Below are 19,113 nucleotides of genomic sequence, written 5' to 3' on the forward strand. Positions count from 1 at the left end.
GCATCCGCAGGGCCTGGGCTTAGCGCCCCGGCCCTGGCGGGCTCAGGCTGGAGTGTGCGACTTGCGCTCCAGCCACTCGAGCATCAGCTCGCCCCAGGCGATATCCGCCTGCAGCGCCGCCTTGGCCTTGGCCGAATCACGCTTGCGCAAGGCCTCGAGCACTTCGAAATGCTTGTGCTTGGCGCTGGCCAGCTCCGCCTTGGGCACTTCGGAGTGGAAGGTGCTGAGCAACGGCCCCATCATCACCCACATGTTTTCCAGGGTCTTGAAGATCACCGGCATGCGCGCAGCGGCAATCAGGCCGAAATGAAACTCACGGTTAAGCAGCGAAGCCTGTTTGTAATCGACGCTGACTGCCGCCTGAAACGCCGCCTGCACCTGCTCCAGGTGCTCAAGCTCGGCAGTGGAAATACGCTCGGCGGCCATACCCGCCGCCTCGCCTTCGAGCAGGTGGCGGATCAGCTGGATCTCGCGCAATTGGCTGACGGTCAGCTCAGGCACATAGATCGACGTCGCCGCCTTCATGTCCAGGGCGTGGTCGCTGACCAGGCGGAAAATCGCCTCGCGCACCGGGGTGATCGACACCCCGAACTCCTCGGCCAAGGCACTGATGCGCAGGCGGTCACCCGGTTGGTACTGGCCGTCCATCAATGCCGTGCGGATGATGCTGTAGACCCGCTCGCTCAGGTTGCCTTTATCCAGGGGCTTGTGAACTGTCACGCTACTTCTCTCTTGTCTGCTGGAGGGGCCGCCGCCAGCTGCCGGTGCTGGCAGCGCTGGGCTAGGTTGCGAAAACGCATGATACATCATCGTTCAGCAGCTGCCAGCTCGCCAACTCCCTGTCGGCACCCGGCTCAGCGCCCCCAGGCGCGAGGCGAAAAACCCTACGAACGAAAACGTTGAATTCAAGGCACAACACTTTTGCTGAAGACGCCATGTAAAAACGATGATATATGATGCATTAATAACTGCCTGCACCCCTCCCTCACCGCATAAAAGGAAGCAGCCCATGCCCATCACCGGCACCACCCGAGTCGTGGTCCACCTGACCTACCCCGCCAAGCACTTGCGCACGCCGTCCTTGTTCAACCCGTTGCTCGAGCGCCTGGGCCATGACGGCGTGCTGGTGCCCTGGGAGGTGGCACCGGCCAACCTGGCCTGTGCCTGGCAAGGCCTGCGTGTGATCGAGAACCTGGCCGGGGTGATCGTCACCGTGCCGCACAAGCTCGAGGTCGCGCACCTGTGCGATGAACTGCAAGGCACGGCGCAGCTGCTCAACGTGTGCAACGTCGCCCGCCGCTTGCCCGATGGGCGTTTCAGCGGGCGCATGTTCGACGGCGAGGGGTTTGTCCGGGGCCTTGAGAACCAGGGCCATGGCCTGGCCGGCAAGCGCGTGTTGCTGCTCGGCGCCGGTGGCGCCGCCACAGGCATTGCCCATGCCCTGCTGGCCGAGCCGCTGGCGCAGTTGGTGATCAGCAATCGCTCCGCGGCCAAGGCCGAGGCACTGGCCAGCCAGCTGCGAAGCCTGGTGCCTGGGCGCCAGGTGGCGGCGGGCCCGGCTGACGGCCGTGGCTTCGATGTGGTGATCAACGCCACCGCCCTGGGGCTGAAGGCGGGTGACCCGTTGCCCCTGCCAGTGGAAACCCTCGCTCCGGGCACGCTGGTTGCCGAGGTGGTGATGAACCCCGATCTCACCGCACTGCTCGAGGCCGCGCAGGCGCGCGGCTGCCAGATTCACAAGGGCGTGCACATGCTGACCGGGCAAGTGCAATTGCTGGCAGATTTCCTGTTCGGCCACTGAAGCCTCTTGCCTGCACAACCCCACCTTCAACGACGGAGAAGCACATGAGCAAGATCGCAATCATCACCGGAGGCGGCTCAGGCATCGGCCTGGCCACTGCCCAGCGCCTGCTTGCCGACGGCTACCAGGTGCATACCCTGGGCCTGGGCGAGCCGGAGCAACGCATCGAAGGCATCCACTATCAAGACTTGGATGTGACCAACGACGCGGCGGTCAACGATTACTTCAGCCGCTTCGAACGCATCGATGCCTTGGTCAACGCCGCCGGCGTCATCGACCACAACCGTGAATGGCAACTGGAAGGTTTCACCCGCGTGCTCGACGTCAACCTCACCGCGGTCATGCGCATCAGCAATGCCGCCCTGCCCGCCCTCAAGCAGGCGCAGGGCGCGGTGGTCAACTTCGCCTCGATGTGGGGCATCTTCGGCTCGGCCAAGACCCCGGCCTATGCCGCGAGCAAGGCGGCCATCGCTGAACTGACCCGCTGCCAGGCCGTGGCCTGGGCCGCTGACGGCGTGCGCTCGAACGCCGTGGCGCCTGGCTGGATTCTGACCCAGCTATCGCGCCGCGCCTATGAAGACCCCAGCCGCTCGGCCAGCATCCTGTCTCGCATTCCGATGCAGGCCTGGGGCCAACCTGAGGACGTGGCCAACGCCATCGCCTTCCTGGTCTCGGCCAACGCCCGCTACATCACCGGCACCACCCTGGCGGTCGATGGCGGCTACTCGATCGCCTGATCCAGCATTGAACTGAGCCGTTTTGGCAGCGCAAGGCGCTTGACGGCCAAAACGCATGATATATGATGCATCACAAATGACGCAGACCCTCGAGGCCTCGCATAACAACAACAAGCAGTCATAAAGAGGTGCCGTATGAACCTGGTATTCGGATCGCCCGGGCGCTATGTGCAAGGCCCGGATGTACTCGATGAAGCTGGCCAGTACCTGGCCCATTGCGGGCGCAGCGCCGTCGTGGTCATCGACAGCTTCGTCATCGGCCTGGTCAAGGCGCGCCTGGACGCCACCTGCGCCTGCGCCGACGTGCAACTGCACTACATCACCTTCGATGGCGAGATCACCGCGCAGGGCATCGCCGCCCTGCGCCAGTCGGCCGCGCGCTATGCCTTCGACATGGTCCTGGCAGTCGGTGGCGGCAAGTCGATCGACGCCGGCAAGGCCCTGGCCCACGCCACCGGCGCAGCGCTGGTCAGCCTGCCCACCGTGGCCTCCAACGATGCACCCACTTCAAAGAACTTCGTCGTCTACGACGAGCACCACCAACTCAGCGAAGTCGGCCACCTGCTCTGCAGCCCACGCTACGTGCTGGTCGATACCCGCCTGATTGCCCAAGCCCCGCGCCCGTTTCTGCTGGCGGGCATCGCCGATGCCCTGACCAAGAAGTTCGAAGCCGAGCAATGCCTGAAGGCCGGCGGCGTCAACATGTTCGGCGCCCGCCCTTCGTTGGCCGGGGTGGCCCTGGCCCGTGAATGCTACGAGGTGCTGCGCACCCACGCTGAAGCCGGCCTGGCGCTGGCAGGGAGCGGCGAGGTCGACGACTCGTTCGAACGCCTGATCGAGGCGGTGCTGCTGATGAGTGGCCTGGGCTTCGAGAGTGGCGGGCTGTCGATCGCCCACGCGATGACCCGCGGCCTGTCGAAAGTCCCCGGTGCGCGAGACCAGGTGCACGGCTGGCAGGTCGCCTACGGCCTGCTGGTGCAACTGGTGCTCGAAGACCGCGAAGCGGCGTTCATGGCCGAGCTGCTGGCCTTCTACCGACGTATCGGCCTGCCCTGCAACCTGGCCGGGCTGGGCGTCGAGGTGTGCGACCAGGCCACCCTGCTCAAGGTCGCCGAACCCACCCTGCAAGCGCCCCATGCGCGCAACTTCGTACGCGCCAACGGCCAACCCCTTACCTGCGATGAACTGATCGAGGCCATGCGCGCGCTCGAATCGCTCACCCGCTGATTCCCCGGCAACACCCACCCTGCGATGCCTGCATTTGGAGGTAGAGATGGCTACACCCCGTAAAACCCTCGAGGCCTGGAAAGCCAGCGATTTCGTGCCCAGCGCCGAGACCGTCGCCCACCTGCGCGACCGGGCGAAATTCGTCCGCCTGGAAACCATCCGCCTGATCGAGATCGCCAAGACCGGCCACTACACCTCGGTGTTCTCCGCGGCCGAACTGTTCTCGGCGCTTTACTACGACGTGATGAACCTGCGCCCGCAAGAACCTGCCTGGGCCGGCCGCGACCGCTTCCTGATGGGCAAGGGCCACGCGGCGGTCGGCCAGTTCCCGATCCTTGCCGACCTGGGGATCTTCCCCAAGGCGTGGCTGGATGACTACACCCGCCTGGGCAGCCCACTGGGCGACCACCCGGACATGCGCAAGGTGCCCGGCATCGACTTCTCGTCCGGCTCCATCGGCCATGCCCTTTCCGGTGGCCTGGGCATGTGCCTGGCGCAGCGTTTCACCGGCCACGAATATGACGTCTTCGTCATGCTCGGCGACGGCGAAATGCAGGAAGGCCAGGTCTGGGAAGCGGCCATGAGCGCCGCCCACCACAAGGCCGGCCGGCTGATCGCGATCGTCGATCGCAACGGCTTCCAGCTCGACGGCAGCGTCGACGATGTCATTGGCGTCGAGCCGCTGGACGAGAAATGGCGCGCCTTCGGCTGGGAAGTGCACGTAATCGACGGCCATGACATTACCGAGGTGACCACCACCCTGCGCAAGGTCAAGGCCGACCAGAGCCGTGACAAACCGGTGTGCATCATCGCCAAGACCGTCAAGGGCAAAGGGGTTTCCTACATGGAAACCGAGCCGGGCTGGCACCTGGGTTACCTGGACCCTGAAGACGCCAAGCGCGCCATCGCCGAAATCGAAGCCAAGGAGATCTGAACCATGAGCGCCCCCCTGTCCCCCAACTCCTGGCAATACCGTGGCCTGAACGCCATGAACCCGGGGCTTTCCTACCTCTCCGATGCGCTGATCGAGCTGACCCGCGAGGGCTATCCGGTGATGGCCGGCTCCGCCGACCTGCAGTACTCAAACGGGCTGAACAAGTTCGCCACGGCCTTCCCGGACCGGTACATCCAGTTCGGTATCTCCGAGCAGAACATGGTCACCGCCGCCGCCGGCCTGGCCACCTGCGGGGTGATGCCGTTCGTGGCGACCTTCGCCTCGTTCCTGGGCCTGTTGTGCTGTGAACAGATCCGCATGGACGTGGCCTATTCGGCGCAACCGGTGCGCCTGATCGGCCACCACACCGGGATCTCGCTGGGCTTTTACGGCACCTCTCACCACGCCACCGAAGACATCGCCACCATGCGCTCGATTGCCGACCTGGCGGTGGTCTCGCCCTCCGACGGGCCACAGCTGGTGGCCGCGATCAAGGCCTCGGCCACCTATGACAAGCCGGTGTACTTCCGTATCGGCCGCGGTCGCGACCCGGTCATCTACGAGCACGGCGCCAGCTTCGAATTCGGCAAGGCCACCGAGCTCTTGCAAGGCGAGGAGCTGACCATCATTGCCTGTGGCATCACCGTGCACCCGGCCCTGGCCGCTGCGCGCAAGCTCAATGCCCAGGGCCGTTCGATCGGTGTGATCGACATGGCCTCGATCAAGCCGATCGACCGCGAGGCGATCCTCCAGGCCGCCGCGCGCAGCAGGCGAATGATGACGGTCGAGGAGCACAACGTGCTGGGCGGCCTGGGCGCTGCCGTGGCCGAGGTGCTGGCCGACGAAGGGGTCGGCATCAAGCTCAAGCGCCATGGCATCTATGACGAATACAGCCTGATCGCCCCCCCGACCCACCTTTACCAGCACTACAAGCTCGACGCCGCGGGTATCGAGGAGGTGGCGCTCGCGCACCTGGCAAGCTGACCTGTGCCGCTGCACGGGCAGCGCCAGCCCCGGCGCTGCCCGCCCCTTTCGCTCGGAGCCAATAATGAACAATATGACCGAGACCCTGCCCGGCAGCGTGGCCCAGGCCACCCCAGGCGCCGTCAACCTGCGCCGCAAATCGCTGCTCGCCACTGGCGTCGGCAACCTGCTGGAGTGGTTCGACTGGACCCTCTACACCGTCGCCTCGGTGTACATCGCCGCCGCCCTGTTCGACAAGAGCAACCCCACCTCGGCGCTGCTGGCCACCCTGGCCGTGTTCGCCGCAGGCTTTTTGCTGCGCCCCCTGGGCGGCATCGTCTTTGGCATCCTCGCCGACCGCCTCGGCCGGCGAGCCGTGCTGCTCAGCACCATGCTGCTGATGGCCGGCGCCAGCCTGCTGATCGCCTTCATCCCGTCCTATGAAGCCATCGGCAGCTGGGCCTCGGCCCTGCTGCTGGGCGCACGGCTGATACAGGGCTTCGCCCACGGTGGCGAGACCACCACGTCCTACGCCTACATCGCCGAAATCGCCCCGCCGAAACGCCGCGGGCTATGGTCGAGCACGGTGTTCTTCGCGGTCGGCAGCGGCTCGTTGCTGGCGACCTTCTACATGGCCCTGCTGACATCGATGCTCAGCGTCGAACAGATGCAGCAATGGGGCTGGCGTATCCCGTTCGCCACCGGCGGCGTGCTGGCCGTGGTCGCCCTGTGGCTGCGGCGCAACATGATGGAGAGCGAGCACAGCCCGAGCGCCAGCGACCACGCGCTGCAGGTACCTTGGAGCCGAGGCCAGGTGTTGCAACATGGCGTGCGCTTGTTCCTGTATGAAGCCGGCGCCACCTTGACCTACTACACCTGGGTGACCTCGGCGTCGATCTACGCCATGACCGTCAAGGGCATGGACCCGCACAGTGCGTTCATGATGAGTTGCATCGCCCAGGTCATCTACCTGGCCTTCCTGCCGCTGTGTGGCTGGCTGTCGGACCACTGGGGGCGCAAGCTCTGCGCGCTGATTTCGCTGCTGGGCATTGCCGCGACGCTGTTCCCGCTGTGGGGCATGATCTCCAGCGAGCCGTGGACCCTGATGGTGGCGCAGACCGCCGGGTTGATGCTGGTGGCCTTCATCACCGGCTGCAAGCCGGCGTCGATCTCCGAGCAGATTCCCACGCGCTACCGCACACGGATGTTCGGTGTGTGCATTTCGCTGGGCGTGGCGGTGTTTGGTGGCACAGCCTCGTACCTGACCACCTGGTTGTACTCCGAGCAGATCGGCTGGATGTTCAACGTCTACCTGATTGTGGTGGCCGTGGTTGCCAGTGGTGTGGTGCTGATGTGGAAGAACAACCACGGGGTGCCGATCGACCAGGTTTGAGCCAGCCTGCGCACTCGTGCCCTGGAGGCAAAAGTGATTGTCTCCAGGGCGGCTGTTTCCCTGCAGCGGCGCTGCCGAGAATGGCCCATCGCCCTTTACCGGAGAAGGACCTTTGCATGTCTAACACCTACCAAGCCTGGGGCTGGACCCCAGGCGCCGGCCTCGATGGCCTGCAACTGCTGCGCAAACCCCTGGCGCAACCCGGCCCCGGCGAAGTGCTGGTGGCCAACCGCGCCATCGCCCTCAACCCGGTGGACTGGAAGATCTGCGAATGGGGCCACCCCGACTGGCATGCAGGCACGGTGCCTGGCGTGGACGGTGTCGGCGTCGTCGCGGCGGTCGGCGCTGGGGTGCAGATCCCGCTGGGCACTCGCGTCGCTTACCACCAGTCGCTGTCGCGCGATGGCAGCTTCGCCGAGTACTGCCTGGTGGATGCCTACCTGCTGATGCAGTTGCCAGCCACGATCGACGAGGGCGTCGCGGCCGCCGTGCCCTGCCCGGCCATCACCGCCTGGCAGGCGCTGGCCAAGGTGCCCCAGGGGGCGTCGAGCGATGTGCTGGTGATTGGCGCCGGTGGCGCGGTGGGGTTTTACCTGGCGCAGCTGGCCGTGCAGCGCGGTTTGCGGGTCTGGGCCACCGCCGGCGCCCGGCACCGTGCCGGGCTCAAGGCGCTGGGCGTGATCGAGGTGTTCGACTACCACGACGCCCAGTGGCAAACCCAGTTGCAAGCTGCCTTGGGCGAGCGGCCCCTGCACGCCTTGTTCGACACGGTCAGCGGCGCCCATGCCGCCAGCCTTGCCCACCTGCTCGGCTACAACGGCCACCTGGTGTGCATCCAGGACCGCCAGGAAACAGCGCCATTGCCCGCTTTCAGCAGCGCGATTTCGCTGCATGAAGTCGCCCTGAACAGCATTCACGCCCATGGCCGCCCGCTCGATCACCGGGCATTGCGAGCCGAGGCGCAGCGGTTGCTGCAGCTGGTCGCCGATGGCCAGCTGCTGACCCCGGCGCGCCTGGAGTTTGCGTTCGAAGCGCTGCCACAGGCGTTGCGCCAACTGAAGGAAGCCAGCACGCCAGGCAAGTGGGTGACGCGGCTGGCCTAACCTGCCCCCATCGCCGGCCCCTGTAGGAGCCGGCTTGCCGGCGATAGGGCCCGCAAGCCAAACCATTCAACATTGGTAGTAGTACGAATGATAAAGCTTCTCTTTATAAATTGTTACAATTTATATAGGATCTGCCTCCCCATCCCGCCGTAGACGCTTCTCAATGCCTTGCGCCACCCCTTCCCGCTCGCTATTGACCTCTTGCCTGCTCACCACCTCGCTGGTCGCCACCGCCCAAGCTGCCGAGCCCGTATCCGCAGCCCCGGTGCTGGCACTGCCTTCCACGACCGTGGAAGCAGACCGCGAAGCGCAGTTGCAGACGCAGGAACTGCCCTCCTACAAGCTCACCGCACCGTTGATCGACACCCCCCGCTCGATCACCGTGATCCCGCAGGAAGTCATCAAGTCCAGCGGCGCGACGACCTTCACCGATGCCTTACGCACGGTACCGGGCATCACCTTCCTCGGCGGTGACGCTGCCGCCAACCCATCGGCCGATCGCCCGGTGATTCGCGGCTTCGAATCGCGCAACTCGATCTTCGTCGACGGCATGCGCGACACCGGTGTGCAGAACCGCGAAACCTTCGATGTCGAGCGCATCAGCATCATCAAGGGCCCCGACTCGGTGTATGCCGGCCGCGGCGCGGTCGGCGGCAGCGTCGACATCGAAACCAAGGCGCCCAAGGCGCAGGACTTCCTCGACGCCAGCGTCGGCATGGGCACCGACGCCTACAAACGCACCACGCTGGACGTCAACCGGGTGATCGACCAGAGCACCGCGTTCCGCCTCAACGTCATGGGGCACTACGCCGACCAGCCAGGCCGCACCGACGTGTTCAGCAAGCGCTGGGGCGTGGCGCCGTCGATCAGCTTCGGCCTGGGCGGCCCGACCACCGTCACTTTGGGCTACTACCACCTGTCCAGCCACGACATGCCGGACTTCAGCGTGCCGTTTCGCTCCACCGGCGGCACCCCTGCCTCGGAGTTCAAGCGCAAGGACTTCTACGGCCTGAACGACCGCGATTACCGCCGTGGGCAAACCGACAGCGGCCAGGTGCGCATCGAGCACGAACTCGATGACGACTGGAAGGTGCGCAACACCACCAGCTACGGGCGCTCGACCCTCGACTACATCGCCACCAACCCTCAGTTCCTCAAGGGTTCCAACGATGTCATCCAGCTGCAGGCGAAAAGCGGCAAGTACGCCACCAACACCCTGGCCAACCAGACCGAACTGACCGGCTCGCACACCTTGTTCGGCCTGGACAGCAAGCTCACCACCGGCATCGAGCTGAGCCACGAGAAGAGCCTGTACGAGGGTTACCTGGTCACCGACAGCACCGGCAGCAACATCCGCGGTGGCGGCTCGTGCGCCGTGGCTGGCAACTGCACCACCATCGGTGGCTGGGACCCGGACATGGACTGGACCGGCAGTGCCACGCTCAACGGCGACAGCTTCCCCGGCAAGCCGATCTACACCACCACCAACATGGCCTCGGCCTACGCCTTCGACAGCCTGGCGCTGTCGGAAAAGTGGCTGCTCAACACCGGTGTGCGCCTGGACTACTACAACACCCGGGTGGACCAGAGCGGCGCGCAGAACCTGCAGAACATCGCCAACCTGTTCAGCTACCAGGTGGGCCTGGTGTACAAGCCCATCGACAACCTGAGCCTGTACACCTCCTACGGCACCTCGGCCAACCCGCCGGGCGCCAACGGCGGTACGGGCGGCGGCAACGATCAGCTGACCGCGAACAACGACGACCTCTCGCCCGAGCGCAGCCGCAACATCGAAGTGGGCGCCAAGTGGGACGTGCTGGACGGGCGCCTGTCGCTGACCTCGGCAATCTTCCAGACCGACAAGACCAACGCCCGCGTCAGCGATGGCCTGGGCGGCATCGAGAACGCCGGCTCCCAGCGCGTGCGCGGGGTGGAGCTGGGCGTGGCGGGCGAGCTGACCCCGCAATGGCGCGTGTTCGGCGGCTACTCCTACCTCAACGCAGTGACCACCGATGCCGGCGATGCCAATGAATCGGCCTCGGGCCTGCCGATGGTCATGGTGCCCAAGCACAACCTGACCCTCTGGACCTACTACGACGTGACCCCGAAGTGGACGGTCGGCACCGGGGTGAAGGCCTCCAGCCTGATCTATGCCTCGGTCAGCGACACCACGCGCAAGTGGACCCCGGGCTACGCCGAAGTCGATGCCATGGCCTCCTACAAGTTCTCCAAGTCGCTGGACGTGCAGCTGAACCTGAAGAACCTGTTCGATCGCCAGTACTTCGCCTCGGCCTACCCCATCTACGCGACCTGGGCCGAAGGCCGCTCGGCGCAGGTGACGTTCAACTTCCACTATTGAGTGGCAGCCCATTCCCAGGCCGGACGATGCCTGGGAATGGGGTTGCAGCGCCAGGCTCAGCGTGAGCTGCGTTGCGACCAGAGGCAGCCCATCGCCGCCAAGGCCAGCGCCAGCGCAGCGGCGGCATACACCCAGAGCGCAGGGGCACGGGCAAGCAGCAGGCCGGCGAGCACCGGGCCAAGCCCGGCGCCGATGTCGCGCCACACCGCATTGCCCGCCAGCGCCTGGATCCGCCCCTCGGGGTTGCGCCGCGCCACCAGGGTGACCACCAGCGGCAGTTGCAGCGCGCGCAGCACCAGCACCAGCGCTGCGCCAACAATCAGCCAGTCGCTGCCGAACATCAGCAAGGCCAGCGAGGTGGCCAGCGACAACACCACCAGCATGCGCAGCGCGCCGAAACGGTCGGCCAGGCGCCCACCGAACGGGCTGAACAGCATCTCGCTGAGGTAGCGCACCGCCATCAGCACACCCGCCACCAGCACCCCGCTACTGCCCAGCTGCGTCTGCGCATAGAGCGACAGGCCGAAGATGAACAGCCCATCGAGCGCCACCCCCTCGACGAACGACCAAGTGGCGATGCTGTCTGGCAGGCGCAGGCGGCGGCCCTTGGCGCCGGCCATTTCATGCCCCTTGGCCGGCAAGGCGCGGGCAGCCCACACCCCGCACAGGCAGCTGAGGCACAGCACCAGGAAGATGCTGCGCGGCCCGAAGCTCTGGGCCATCACCGCGCCCAGCGGCAAGGCCAGCATCGGCCCGATCGAAATGATTGCCCGGGAACGCCCGGCGCGCCGCGCAGCGCCCTGGGCATCGGCGGTGGCGAGGGTTTGCGTGCTGAGGTTGAAGGTGGCGAAGCACAGGCCCCAGACCAGGCGCAGCACCAGCAGCGCGGCAAACCCGCTCAAGGTCGCGTAGCCCAGCGCGCAGATGGCCGCAGCCGCAGCCGCGAGGCTGCACATGGCGCGATCGCCATGGCGGGCGTAGCGGCGCACCACCCAACCGTAACCGACGATCCGTACCAGCCGGTTGGCCGCCAGCAGCACACCGGCCTGGGCCAGGCTCACGCCAAAGTCGGCCGCATACATCGGCAACAGCAGGTACAGCAGCACATCACTGGGCAGGCACAGGCTCAGGGCCAGGCCCGCGTTGCGCGAATCTCGGTCGACGCGGTGCGTTTGCACCGGCACGGCAGCGCACGACATGGCGGCCTCGGCAAGACGAAAGGGGGTCGCAGCATAACCCAGGATCGGGCCCTGGAAACACGCTCAGCGGCGCATCAAGGCAGGCCAAGGATTTCGCCAACCACCTGCCTCGTCGCCGCTTCGAGGGTCCCTTCATTGCGGCACAGCACCCAGCCATGCTCGGCAACCGCCCGCTCGAACGCCTCGGTCGCGGCCACCTGTTCTTCGAGCCTGAACATCACCGTACTGCTCAAGCCCCGCCGCCGGGCCGCGGCCCTGGCCCAGGAGATTTCGGGGGCGGTCACCACGCCGACATGCAGGTCGGGCACCTGCACGTGGTGCGCCAGGTTCAATTGCAGGATCTCGGCAAACGGCACGATGCGGCGAAAGGCGGCTTCGGAGGGGTACCAGCGGTCGATGAGGATGATGCTACCGGCGGGCTGCTTGGGCAGCACGTGCTGGGAAATCCACTGGCGGCTCTGGGCGAAGCGCTCGCACACCTGCAGCTCCAGCTCGCGGGAGGGGTTGCGCACCAGGGCGTTGACCAGCGCCATGGTCTGCCCCCTGAACGGGTCGCTCTTGCTCTCGCTCAAGCGGATCACTTTGCGGCCATGGGCCCTCAGCGCTTGGGTAACGGCTTCCAGCAGCGTGGTCTTGCCGGCCCCTTTGGGGCCATCGAAAGAAACGAACAGCGAACGGGTCATGGTTCAGGCAACGCGTGGGGGGGTGCATGGGCGCCGAGGCGCCCATGGCGGTTGTCAGCGATATTTGTCCAGGTGGGTTTCCGGGCCGTCTTTGGCCACCGCTTGCGCCTTGCCAAAGCTTTCCATCAGGCATTTATATTCCGGGCACACATGGTCAGCCAGGATTTCAGCGAAGCGCGAGCCCTCTGGCCGGTTCCAAGTCTGCATCAATTCGGCGACGATGGCGAAGGTGTCTGTAGGAATCGCGCCAGCTTGTACCACGCGCGCGATGGTGGTGTCGGTGGCAAGCTTGCTCCAGTTACCCGAAGCGTCCACCACGCAGTAGGCCTTGTAGCCCGCCTGTACCGCACTGACCGCCGGGAAGGCCATGCACACGCTGGTCAGCGTGCCGGCGATGATCAGCGTCTTGCGCCCGGTCTTTTCAACCTCCTGTACGAACAGCGGGTTGTCCCAGGTATTGATCTGCCCCGTGCGCGGTACATACACCGCGTGAGGGGCGTATTGATGAATCTCGGGTATCAACGGCCCGTTGGGGCCATCGGGCACGGAGGCGGTGGTGATCACCGGGATGTTCAACAGCGTCGCGGTCTTGGCGATCGCGATCACGTAGTTGCGAAGGTCAGGGATAGGCAGATCACGAACGGTGTTGAACAAGCCGCTCTGGTGGTCGATGAGAAGGATGACCGCATCGTTTGGGTCCAGCATGCCATTGAGGGTAGCCATGGTGTTTCCTCATAGGTCTGTGAGTGACGCTGCATGCCCCGCTGCTGTCCTGAGGCTCATCAAGGGTAGACCACAGGTTCACTCAAGGCTCAGGGCGTTGCCCCGCCCGTCAGGTTGCCGGGCCGCAGTTCGTGCACCAGATCGATCAAGGCACGCAATCGGGCCGGCACGAAGCGATGCCCCGAGTAATACAGCCGCAGCCCGGCAAACGCCGGGCACCACGGCTGGAGCAGCGGCACCAGCGCGCCGCTGTGCAGCTCCTGCTGGATGAACCACTCGGAAATGAAGCCCACCCCCAGCCCCATCAGCACGGCCTGCTTGATCGCCAGCAGCTCGTTGAAGGCAAAACGCACCGGCAGCTCCATCTGCAGCTTCTGGCCGTCGCGCTCCAGCTCCCAGTGGTAGATGCCGCCATGGGACATGCGCATGCCGATGCTCTGGTGCCCGAGCAGGTCTTGCGGTTGGCTGGGCGTGCCGTGCTGGGCGAGGTACGCCGGGGAGGCCACCACCAGCATGCGGATGTCGGCCGACAGCGGTACGGCAATCATGTCCTGGGGCACCGACTCGGCCAGGCGGATACCGGCGTCGTAACCTTCGGCCACCACGTCGATCAGGCGTGGCTCGCTGACGATGTCGATGCGCACTTGCGGGTAGCGCCGGGCGTACTCGCCGAACAGCGGCTCCAGCAGCAGATAGGCCGCGGCCTGGGGCGCATTGATGCGCAGGGTGCCGCGCGGCTCGTCGGGGCTGGCACCGGCCTCCTCCCCTGCACGGGTGATTTCCGCCAGCGCCGGCGCAATGCGCTCCACGTAGCGCTGGCCGGCATCGGTGAGGGCGACGCTGCGCGTGGAGCGGTTGAACAAGCGCACTTTCAGGCGCGCCTCAAGGCCCGCAACCGCGCTGCTGACCGCCGTGGTGGACATGCCCAGCTCCTGGGCGGCGCCGCGAAAGCTGCTGCGGCGGGCGACCGCGAGCACGGCCTCGAGCTCGGTAATGCCTGTTCTGTGCATGGGTTGCCTTGGGGATTGTCCCGAAAATCCGGATGAGTCATACCCTAAAGGGTGGCTTATCGGAACAATAAACCATTCCTAGACTTCTCTCCTACCCGCTCGCAGCCGCCGAGCCCATTGCAAAGAGAAGCCATCATGCAGCGCATCGAACACCTCTACATCAACGGCCAGTTCGTCACCCCGCACGGCGAGGAATGGTTCAACCTGCACAACCCGAGCACCGAGGCGGTCATCGGCCAGGTTCGCCTGGGCGACGAGCAGGACGCCCAGCGCGCCATCGCCGCGGCCAAAGCAGCCTTCCCCGCCTGGTCACGCACCACTCGCGAACAGCGCATCGCCGCCCTGCGCCGCATGCACCAGGCCGTGGCGGCACGCGAAGAAGAGCTGATGGAAGCGATCACCCTGGAATATGGCGCGCCCTTGGTACGCGGGCGCTGGATGGCGACCTACCCTGCCGATGTGATTGCCCAGGCGATCGATGCACTGCAGGCCTTCACCTTCGAAGAACAAGCCGGCATCGCCCGGGTCATCCACACGCCGGTGGGTGTCGCCGGCCTGATCACCCCCTGGAACAGCAACGCGGGCTTTATCTGCAACAAGCTGGCGACCGCGCTGGCGGCAGGCTGCACTGCGGTCATCAAACCCAGCGAGATGAGCGCGATGCAGACGCAGATCATCGCCACTGCATTGCACGAGGCGGGCCTGCCCCCAGGCGTGTTCAATATCGTCAACGGCCGCGGCGACGTGGTTGGCGAAGCTATCGCCCGGCATCCCGATATCGCCAAGATTTCCTTCACCGGCTCTTCCGCTGTCGGCCGGCACCTGGTTACAGCCGGCGCCGAAACCATGAAGCGCGTTACCCTCGAGCTTGGCGGCAAGTCGCCCACCGTGGTGCTCGACGATGCCGACTTCCAGGCCATCATGCCGCTGGTGCTGCAAGCGGGCTTTCTCAACAGCGGCCAAGCCTGCATTGCCGGCACCCGCATCCTGGTACCGCGTGCCCGGCTCAGCGAGTTCGAGCAGGTCGCCAAGCAGGCGCTAGGCCATATCCGCAGCGGTGACCCTCGCAGCGCCGACACCGACATCGGCCCCATGGTCAGCCAGAAGCAGTGGGAACGGGTGCAGCACTACATTCGCCTGGGCCAGGAAGAAGGTGCGACCTTGCTGGCAGGTGGCGAGGGCCGCCCTGAAGGCCTGGAGGCCGGCTGGTTCGTGAAGCCGACCCTGTTCACCCAGGCCAACAACCAGATGCGCATCGCCCGCGAGGAAATTTTCGGCCCGGTGCTGACCATCATTCCCTACGAAGATGAAGCCGATGCCCTGCAGATCGCCAACGACACCCTGTATGGCCTGAGCGCCCTGGTGCTGGGCAGCTCAACCGAGCGCTGCCTGCGCATCGCCCGCCAGATCGACTCAGGACGGGTATTGATCAACACCCTGGCCCACGAGCCAAGCGCGCCGTTTGGCGGGTTCAAGCATTCGGGGCTGGGCCGCGAGATGGGCAAGTGGGGCATCAGTGCCTATCTCGAGCCCAAGACGCTGCTCATGCACGGCGACGACGGGCATCGAGGCTGAAGCGGCCGGCACCGAACGCGGCGACCTGCAGCAGGCCGCCGGCCATGGCGAGGTTCTTGAAGAAGTGGATGAACTGGTTCTGGTCGCCCAGTTGGTGATGGAACGCCAATGCGGTGGCCACGCTGAAGGCGGCCAGTACCCACGCCACGCTTCGGGTGCGGTAGCCGGCGAGCAAGGCCAGGCCGCCGACGACTTCGACGACGATGGCCACCACCAGCGCCAGCGCCGGGAATGGCAAGCCTGCCGAGCCGATGTAGCCGACCATCATCGCTGGCGCTGCGAGCTTGGACAGGCCGGACAGTATGAAGATCGCACTCATCAGCGCACGGCCGACCAGCGCGGCAGTGTCGCTGCCAACGGCGGTGCGAGTCAGTTCAGGGGTGGTTTGAGCAGGCGTGATTGCAGACTGGGACATGAGGCATTTTCCATCAGGGTTGGGCGCATCCACTGTGGAGCGCCGCGATGGAAAAAAGTCTGACACCGGGCCTAGCATCTGAATAGCCGACTAATTTCGACGATTACGTTCTAGAATCTAGAAATGTTTGCCTAGCCCCCCACCCAGGACCTTCGCATGATTTCTGATCCAGGCACCCCGACGCTCGACCAACTGCGGGTGTTTCTCACCGTGGTCGAGGTGGGCAGCTTTGCTGCGGCTGCGCGCAAGTTGAGCCGCGCCACCTCGGTGGTCAGCTACTCGATCGCCAACCTTGAAATGCAGCTGGGTGTCCAGTTGTTCGACCGGCAGACCACGCGCAAGCCGCAGTTGACCGAAGCCGGGCGAACGGTGCTGGCTGAAGCCCGTGCCATCGCCAATGGCATCAATGGCTTACGGGCGAAAGTTAAGGGGTTGCTTCAGGGGCTGGAAGCAGAGCTTCATGTGGTGCTCGATGTCATGCTCCCAGCCGAGCGCGTGGTCGATGCGCTGAAATCGTTCCAGGCGCACTTCCCCACGGTTTCCCTGCACCTGCATATGGAAGCCCTGGGCGCCGTGACCCAGCTGGTGCTCAATCGCGGCGCCAGCATTGGCGTCAGCGGCCCTTTGGAAGGCCCCATGGATGGCATCGAGCGCATCGCCGTCGGTAGCGTCGAGCTGATACCCGTGGCGGCGCCCAATCACCCATTGGCCCAAGCCGGGTCGAACCCACCGGGCGCCGGGCGCGAGCATGTTCAACTGGTGCTGTCGGACCGTTCGCCGCTCACCGAAGGCAAGGACTTCGCCGTCATCGGCACGCGCACGTGGCGCCTGGCCGACCTGGGCGCCAAGCACATGCTGCTCAAGGAAGGGGTGGGCTGGGGCAACATGCCGTTGCCGATGGTGCGCGATGACCTGGAGACAGGCCGGCTGGTGCGCCTGGCACTGCCGGACTGCGAAATCGGCACCTACCCCTTTGATGCCATCTACCGCACCGATACCCCGCCCGGCCCTGCTGCGCAGTGGCTGATCGACCATTTGCGCGAGGGCGCCGTGTAGCCCCTCCACTGTTGCAAATTTTCGAACATCAGCCTCGATTTTATTCGGCTATTGCGATACCTGGGCCTGTGCCAGAGTTGATCACCCCCCATTACCCGCCTCTGGCATCGAGTAAACGGCTATGAACAACGCTGCGGATCTACTTCGCCAACACTTCGAAACATTCGTCGATCACCCTGCGCGGTGGAAGGCACTGATTGCCGATGACCTGGTCTGGGAGCTTCCCTACGCACCCAGCCTGGGGCACCCCGAGCGGCTGGTCGGCCGTGAGCAGGTGCTGAACCACGTCGGCTGGTTCATCCAGGCAGTGGAGAACTTCCGCTTCCAGGACTTGCGCATTCATGCCTTCGCCGACCCCAGCATGGCCGTCGCCGAGGTCAAGGCAGAAGGGCTGATCCGCGCGACCGGCAGAATCTATCGCCAGCAATACGTGCTGTTCTGCCGCGTCGAACACGGCAGCATCGCGCACCTGCGCGAGTACTTCGACCCGGTTCGTGCTGCCTACTCACTGGACGAGCCGCTGGCGTGGCCGTCGCAAGGGTAGTCATGTACCCTTGCCCCGCACCCTTCAATCGCTGCGGAAATCGCCCTTGTCCCCCACCCCCTTGACCCCCCGCGAGGCCTACCAGGTACTGCGCGACATCGCCCTGGGCATCCGCAGCATGCGCCGCGTCAGCGAGCAACCCTGGGATTCGGGCCAGATCACGGTGGAGGTCGAGGGTTGGCTGCTCACCCTGTGCAGCGCTGGTGGCGCGCTGGACCATTGCGCCAGCTGCCAGGCACCGGATGGCAGGGCCTATGTCTTGGGCTCCGGGCAAAGGTTCGGCACCCACCCGGTCGAATTGATGAGCACCTGGGAGCTCAAGCAGGTGCAAACGATGCTCGCAGCCCTCTAGGCCTCGGCCGCCTCTACCCGCCGCGCATCCCGCCTTACCGCCTGGGGCGGCACGCCGAAGCCGCGCATGAACACCTCGCGCATGTGCCGGCGGTCGCGGAACCCGGTTTCCCTGGCCACCACATCCAGGCTGTGGCGGCTCTGCTCGATCATCACCCGCGCCGCCTCCAGGCGCAGGCTTTCCACGGCCTTGGCCGGTGATTGCCCGGTTTCGGCGGTGAACACCCGGGTGAATTGCCGGGGGCTCAGGTGCACCACCTCGGCAAGCTCCTCGACACTGAGCGGGCGGCCCAGGTGCTTGCGGGCGTAGTCCAGGGCGTTGTGGATGCGGTCCGACTTCGGCGCCAGCGTGAGCAGTTCGGAATGCTGGGACTGCCCGCCGGAACGGCGCTGGTGCATGACCAGCCGGTGCGCCACCGCGCGCGCCATTTCCGCGCCCAGGTCCTTTTCCACCATGCCCAGTGCCATGTCCAATGCGGCGGTCATGCCGGCGGAGGTCCACACCGGCCCGTCGACGATGAAGATCCGGTCTGGCTCCACTTCGACTTGCGGGTGCAGGTCGGCGAACGCCTTGGCATAGGCCCAGTGGGTGGTCGCCCGGCGCCCGTCGAGGACACCGGCCTGGGCCAGCACGAAGGTGCCGGTGCACAGGCCCGCGGTGCGGCGCGCGCCGGCCACGAAACTGCGCACACCGGCCAGCACCGCTTCGCCGGGCGGCGTCAGCGGGGTCAAGGTGCCGGTGATCATCCAGGTGTCAGCCAGCCCTGGCGCCCCCAGCGCCAGGGTGTCCATGTGCATGCCCAGCGACGAGCGCACCAGGCCGCCGCCGACGGAGAAGTTGTGGATGCTGTAGACCGCTTCGCCGGCCACGATATTGGCGAACTCGAAAACGGACTGTGTCGCCAGGGACATGACCTGGAAGCCTTCGGTAATCAGGTAGCCGACGCGGTGCATGGCGTGCTCCTCATGGGATGTCCCGAAATACTACCTTATGCGTCATTCAAGACATAGCGCGCTTTCTGCATCATGGCTGCACACCC

The 19,113-nt window shown here is 65.6% G+C and carries 19 protein-coding genes; 12 read left to right on the plus strand and 7 right to left on the minus strand.

The annotated features are described in order from the left end of the window. Positions 1–42 precede the first annotated feature (42 nt). Positions 43–720 carry a GntR family transcriptional regulator gene (locus ACIPG5_RS17210; RefSeq protein WP_236235856.1) on the minus strand — a complete coding sequence of 226 codons (678 nt, stop codon included), beginning with the start codon at positions 718–720 and terminating at the stop codon, positions 43–45. 289 nt (positions 721–1,009) lie between these two features. Here ACIPG5_RS17210 and ACIPG5_RS17215 point away from each other — a divergent pair, with 289 nt between their 5' ends. The 8 genes from ACIPG5_RS17215 (at position 1,010) to ACIPG5_RS17250 (ending at position 10,517) form a co-directional block, all read left to right on the plus strand. Beyond that, a complete protein-coding gene (locus tag ACIPG5_RS17215) occupies positions 1,010–1,801 on the plus strand; it encodes a shikimate dehydrogenase family protein (protein ID WP_401376548.1) in 792 nt (263 codons plus the stop codon). A gap of 44 nt (positions 1,802–1,845) precedes the next feature. Further along, the gene (locus ACIPG5_RS17220; RefSeq protein WP_401376551.1) at positions 1,846–2,538 is read left to right on the plus strand and encodes an SDR family NAD(P)-dependent oxidoreductase; all 693 of its coding nucleotides are present in this window, start codon (positions 1,846–1,848) and stop codon (positions 2,536–2,538) included. A gap of 135 nt (positions 2,539–2,673) precedes the next feature. Then, entirely contained in the window at positions 2,674–3,765 is a 1,092-nt protein-coding gene (locus ACIPG5_RS17225; RefSeq protein ID WP_401376554.1) for a glycerol dehydrogenase, read from the plus strand. A 46-nt stretch (positions 3,766–3,811) separates the two neighbouring features. Next, positions 3,812–4,699 carry a transketolase gene (locus ACIPG5_RS17230; RefSeq protein WP_401376557.1) on the plus strand — a complete coding sequence of 296 codons (888 nt, stop codon included), beginning with the start codon at positions 3,812–3,814 and terminating at the stop codon, positions 4,697–4,699. Positions 4,700–4,702: 3 nt separating this feature from the next. After that, positions 4,703–5,683 (plus strand): transketolase C-terminal domain-containing protein, encoded by a 981-nt coding sequence (locus ACIPG5_RS17235; RefSeq protein ID WP_314613805.1) that lies wholly within the window; start codon positions 4,703–4,705, stop codon positions 5,681–5,683. A 64-nt stretch (positions 5,684–5,747) separates the two neighbouring features. Next, complete coding sequence (locus ACIPG5_RS17240; protein WP_236235850.1) at positions 5,748–7,055, plus strand: MFS transporter; 1,308 nt, start codon at positions 5,748–5,750, stop codon at positions 7,053–7,055. A 116-nt stretch (positions 7,056–7,171) separates the two neighbouring features. Further along, positions 7,172–8,158 (plus strand): alcohol dehydrogenase catalytic domain-containing protein, encoded by a 987-nt coding sequence (locus ACIPG5_RS17245; protein WP_401376561.1) that lies wholly within the window; start codon positions 7,172–7,174, stop codon positions 8,156–8,158. A gap of 163 nt (positions 8,159–8,321) precedes the next feature. Further along, the gene (locus ACIPG5_RS17250; RefSeq protein WP_236235848.1) at positions 8,322–10,517 is read left to right on the plus strand and encodes a TonB-dependent siderophore receptor; all 2,196 of its coding nucleotides are present in this window, start codon (positions 8,322–8,324) and stop codon (positions 10,515–10,517) included. A 56-nt stretch (positions 10,518–10,573) separates the two neighbouring features. On the opposite strand, the gene ACIPG5_RS17255 is transcribed toward ACIPG5_RS17250, so the two are convergent. The 4 genes from ACIPG5_RS17255 to ACIPG5_RS17270 all read right to left on the minus strand — a co-directional run bounded on the left by ACIPG5_RS17255 (position 10,574) and on the right by ACIPG5_RS17270 (position 14,132). Beyond that, on the minus strand, positions 10,574–11,716 hold the full coding sequence (locus ACIPG5_RS17255) for an MFS transporter (RefSeq protein ID WP_401376564.1): 1,143 nt from the start codon (positions 11,714–11,716) through the stop codon (positions 10,574–10,576). Positions 11,717–11,790: 74 nt separating this feature from the next. Then, positions 11,791–12,399 carry a dTMP kinase gene (locus ACIPG5_RS17260; RefSeq protein WP_176515509.1) on the minus strand — a complete coding sequence of 203 codons (609 nt, stop codon included), beginning with the start codon at positions 12,397–12,399 and terminating at the stop codon, positions 11,791–11,793. Between the two features lie 54 nt (positions 12,400–12,453). After that, positions 12,454–13,122: an isochorismatase family protein gene (locus ACIPG5_RS17265; RefSeq protein ID WP_176515511.1), complete on the minus strand. Its 669-nt coding sequence runs from the start codon at positions 13,120–13,122 to the stop codon at positions 12,454–12,456. Positions 13,123–13,211: 89 nt separating this feature from the next. Beyond that, on the minus strand, positions 13,212–14,132 hold the full coding sequence (locus ACIPG5_RS17270) for a LysR family transcriptional regulator (RefSeq protein ID WP_401376568.1): 921 nt from the start codon (positions 14,130–14,132) through the stop codon (positions 13,212–13,214). 135 nt (positions 14,133–14,267) lie between these two features. Here ACIPG5_RS17270 and ACIPG5_RS17275 point away from each other — a divergent pair, with 135 nt between their 5' ends. After that, positions 14,268–15,707: an aldehyde dehydrogenase family protein gene (locus ACIPG5_RS17275; protein ID WP_401376571.1), complete on the plus strand. Its 1,440-nt coding sequence runs from the start codon at positions 14,268–14,270 to the stop codon at positions 15,705–15,707. Here ACIPG5_RS17275 and ACIPG5_RS17280 read toward each other — a convergent pair. Continuing rightward, entirely contained in the window at positions 15,676–16,122 is a 447-nt protein-coding gene (locus ACIPG5_RS17280; protein WP_314613794.1) for a DoxX family protein, read from the minus strand. The genes ACIPG5_RS17275 and ACIPG5_RS17280 overlap by 32 nt on opposite strands. 156 nt (positions 16,123–16,278) lie before the next feature. On the opposite strand from ACIPG5_RS17280, the gene ACIPG5_RS17285 reads away from it, so the two are divergent. From ACIPG5_RS17285 to ACIPG5_RS17295, 3 genes are all read left to right on the plus strand, one after another. Continuing rightward, positions 16,279–17,178, plus strand: coding sequence for a LysR family transcriptional regulator (locus tag ACIPG5_RS17285; RefSeq protein ID WP_286914749.1), 900 nt, complete (start codon positions 16,279–16,281; stop codon positions 17,176–17,178). A gap of 121 nt (positions 17,179–17,299) precedes the next feature. Continuing rightward, a complete protein-coding gene (locus ACIPG5_RS17290; RefSeq protein ID WP_176515521.1) occupies positions 17,300–17,722 on the plus strand; it encodes a nuclear transport factor 2 family protein in 423 nt (140 codons plus the stop codon). 46 nt (positions 17,723–17,768) lie between these two features. Next, entirely contained in the window at positions 17,769–18,074 is a 306-nt protein-coding gene (locus tag ACIPG5_RS17295) for a hypothetical protein (protein WP_401376575.1), read from the plus strand. Here the strand turns inward: ACIPG5_RS17295 and ACIPG5_RS17300 are convergent. Next, positions 18,071–19,027 carry a GlxA family transcriptional regulator gene (locus ACIPG5_RS17300; protein ID WP_401376578.1) on the minus strand — a complete coding sequence of 319 codons (957 nt, stop codon included), beginning with the start codon at positions 19,025–19,027 and terminating at the stop codon, positions 18,071–18,073. The genes ACIPG5_RS17295 and ACIPG5_RS17300 overlap by 4 nt on opposite strands. Between the last annotated feature and the right edge of the window lie 86 nt (positions 19,028–19,113).

Origin of the sequence: Pseudomonas sp. NPDC087029 (assembly GCF_044745345.1) — a bacterium.
GTDB classification, from domain to species: domain Bacteria; phylum Pseudomonadota; class Gammaproteobacteria; order Pseudomonadales; family Pseudomonadaceae; genus Aquipseudomonas; species Aquipseudomonas faucium.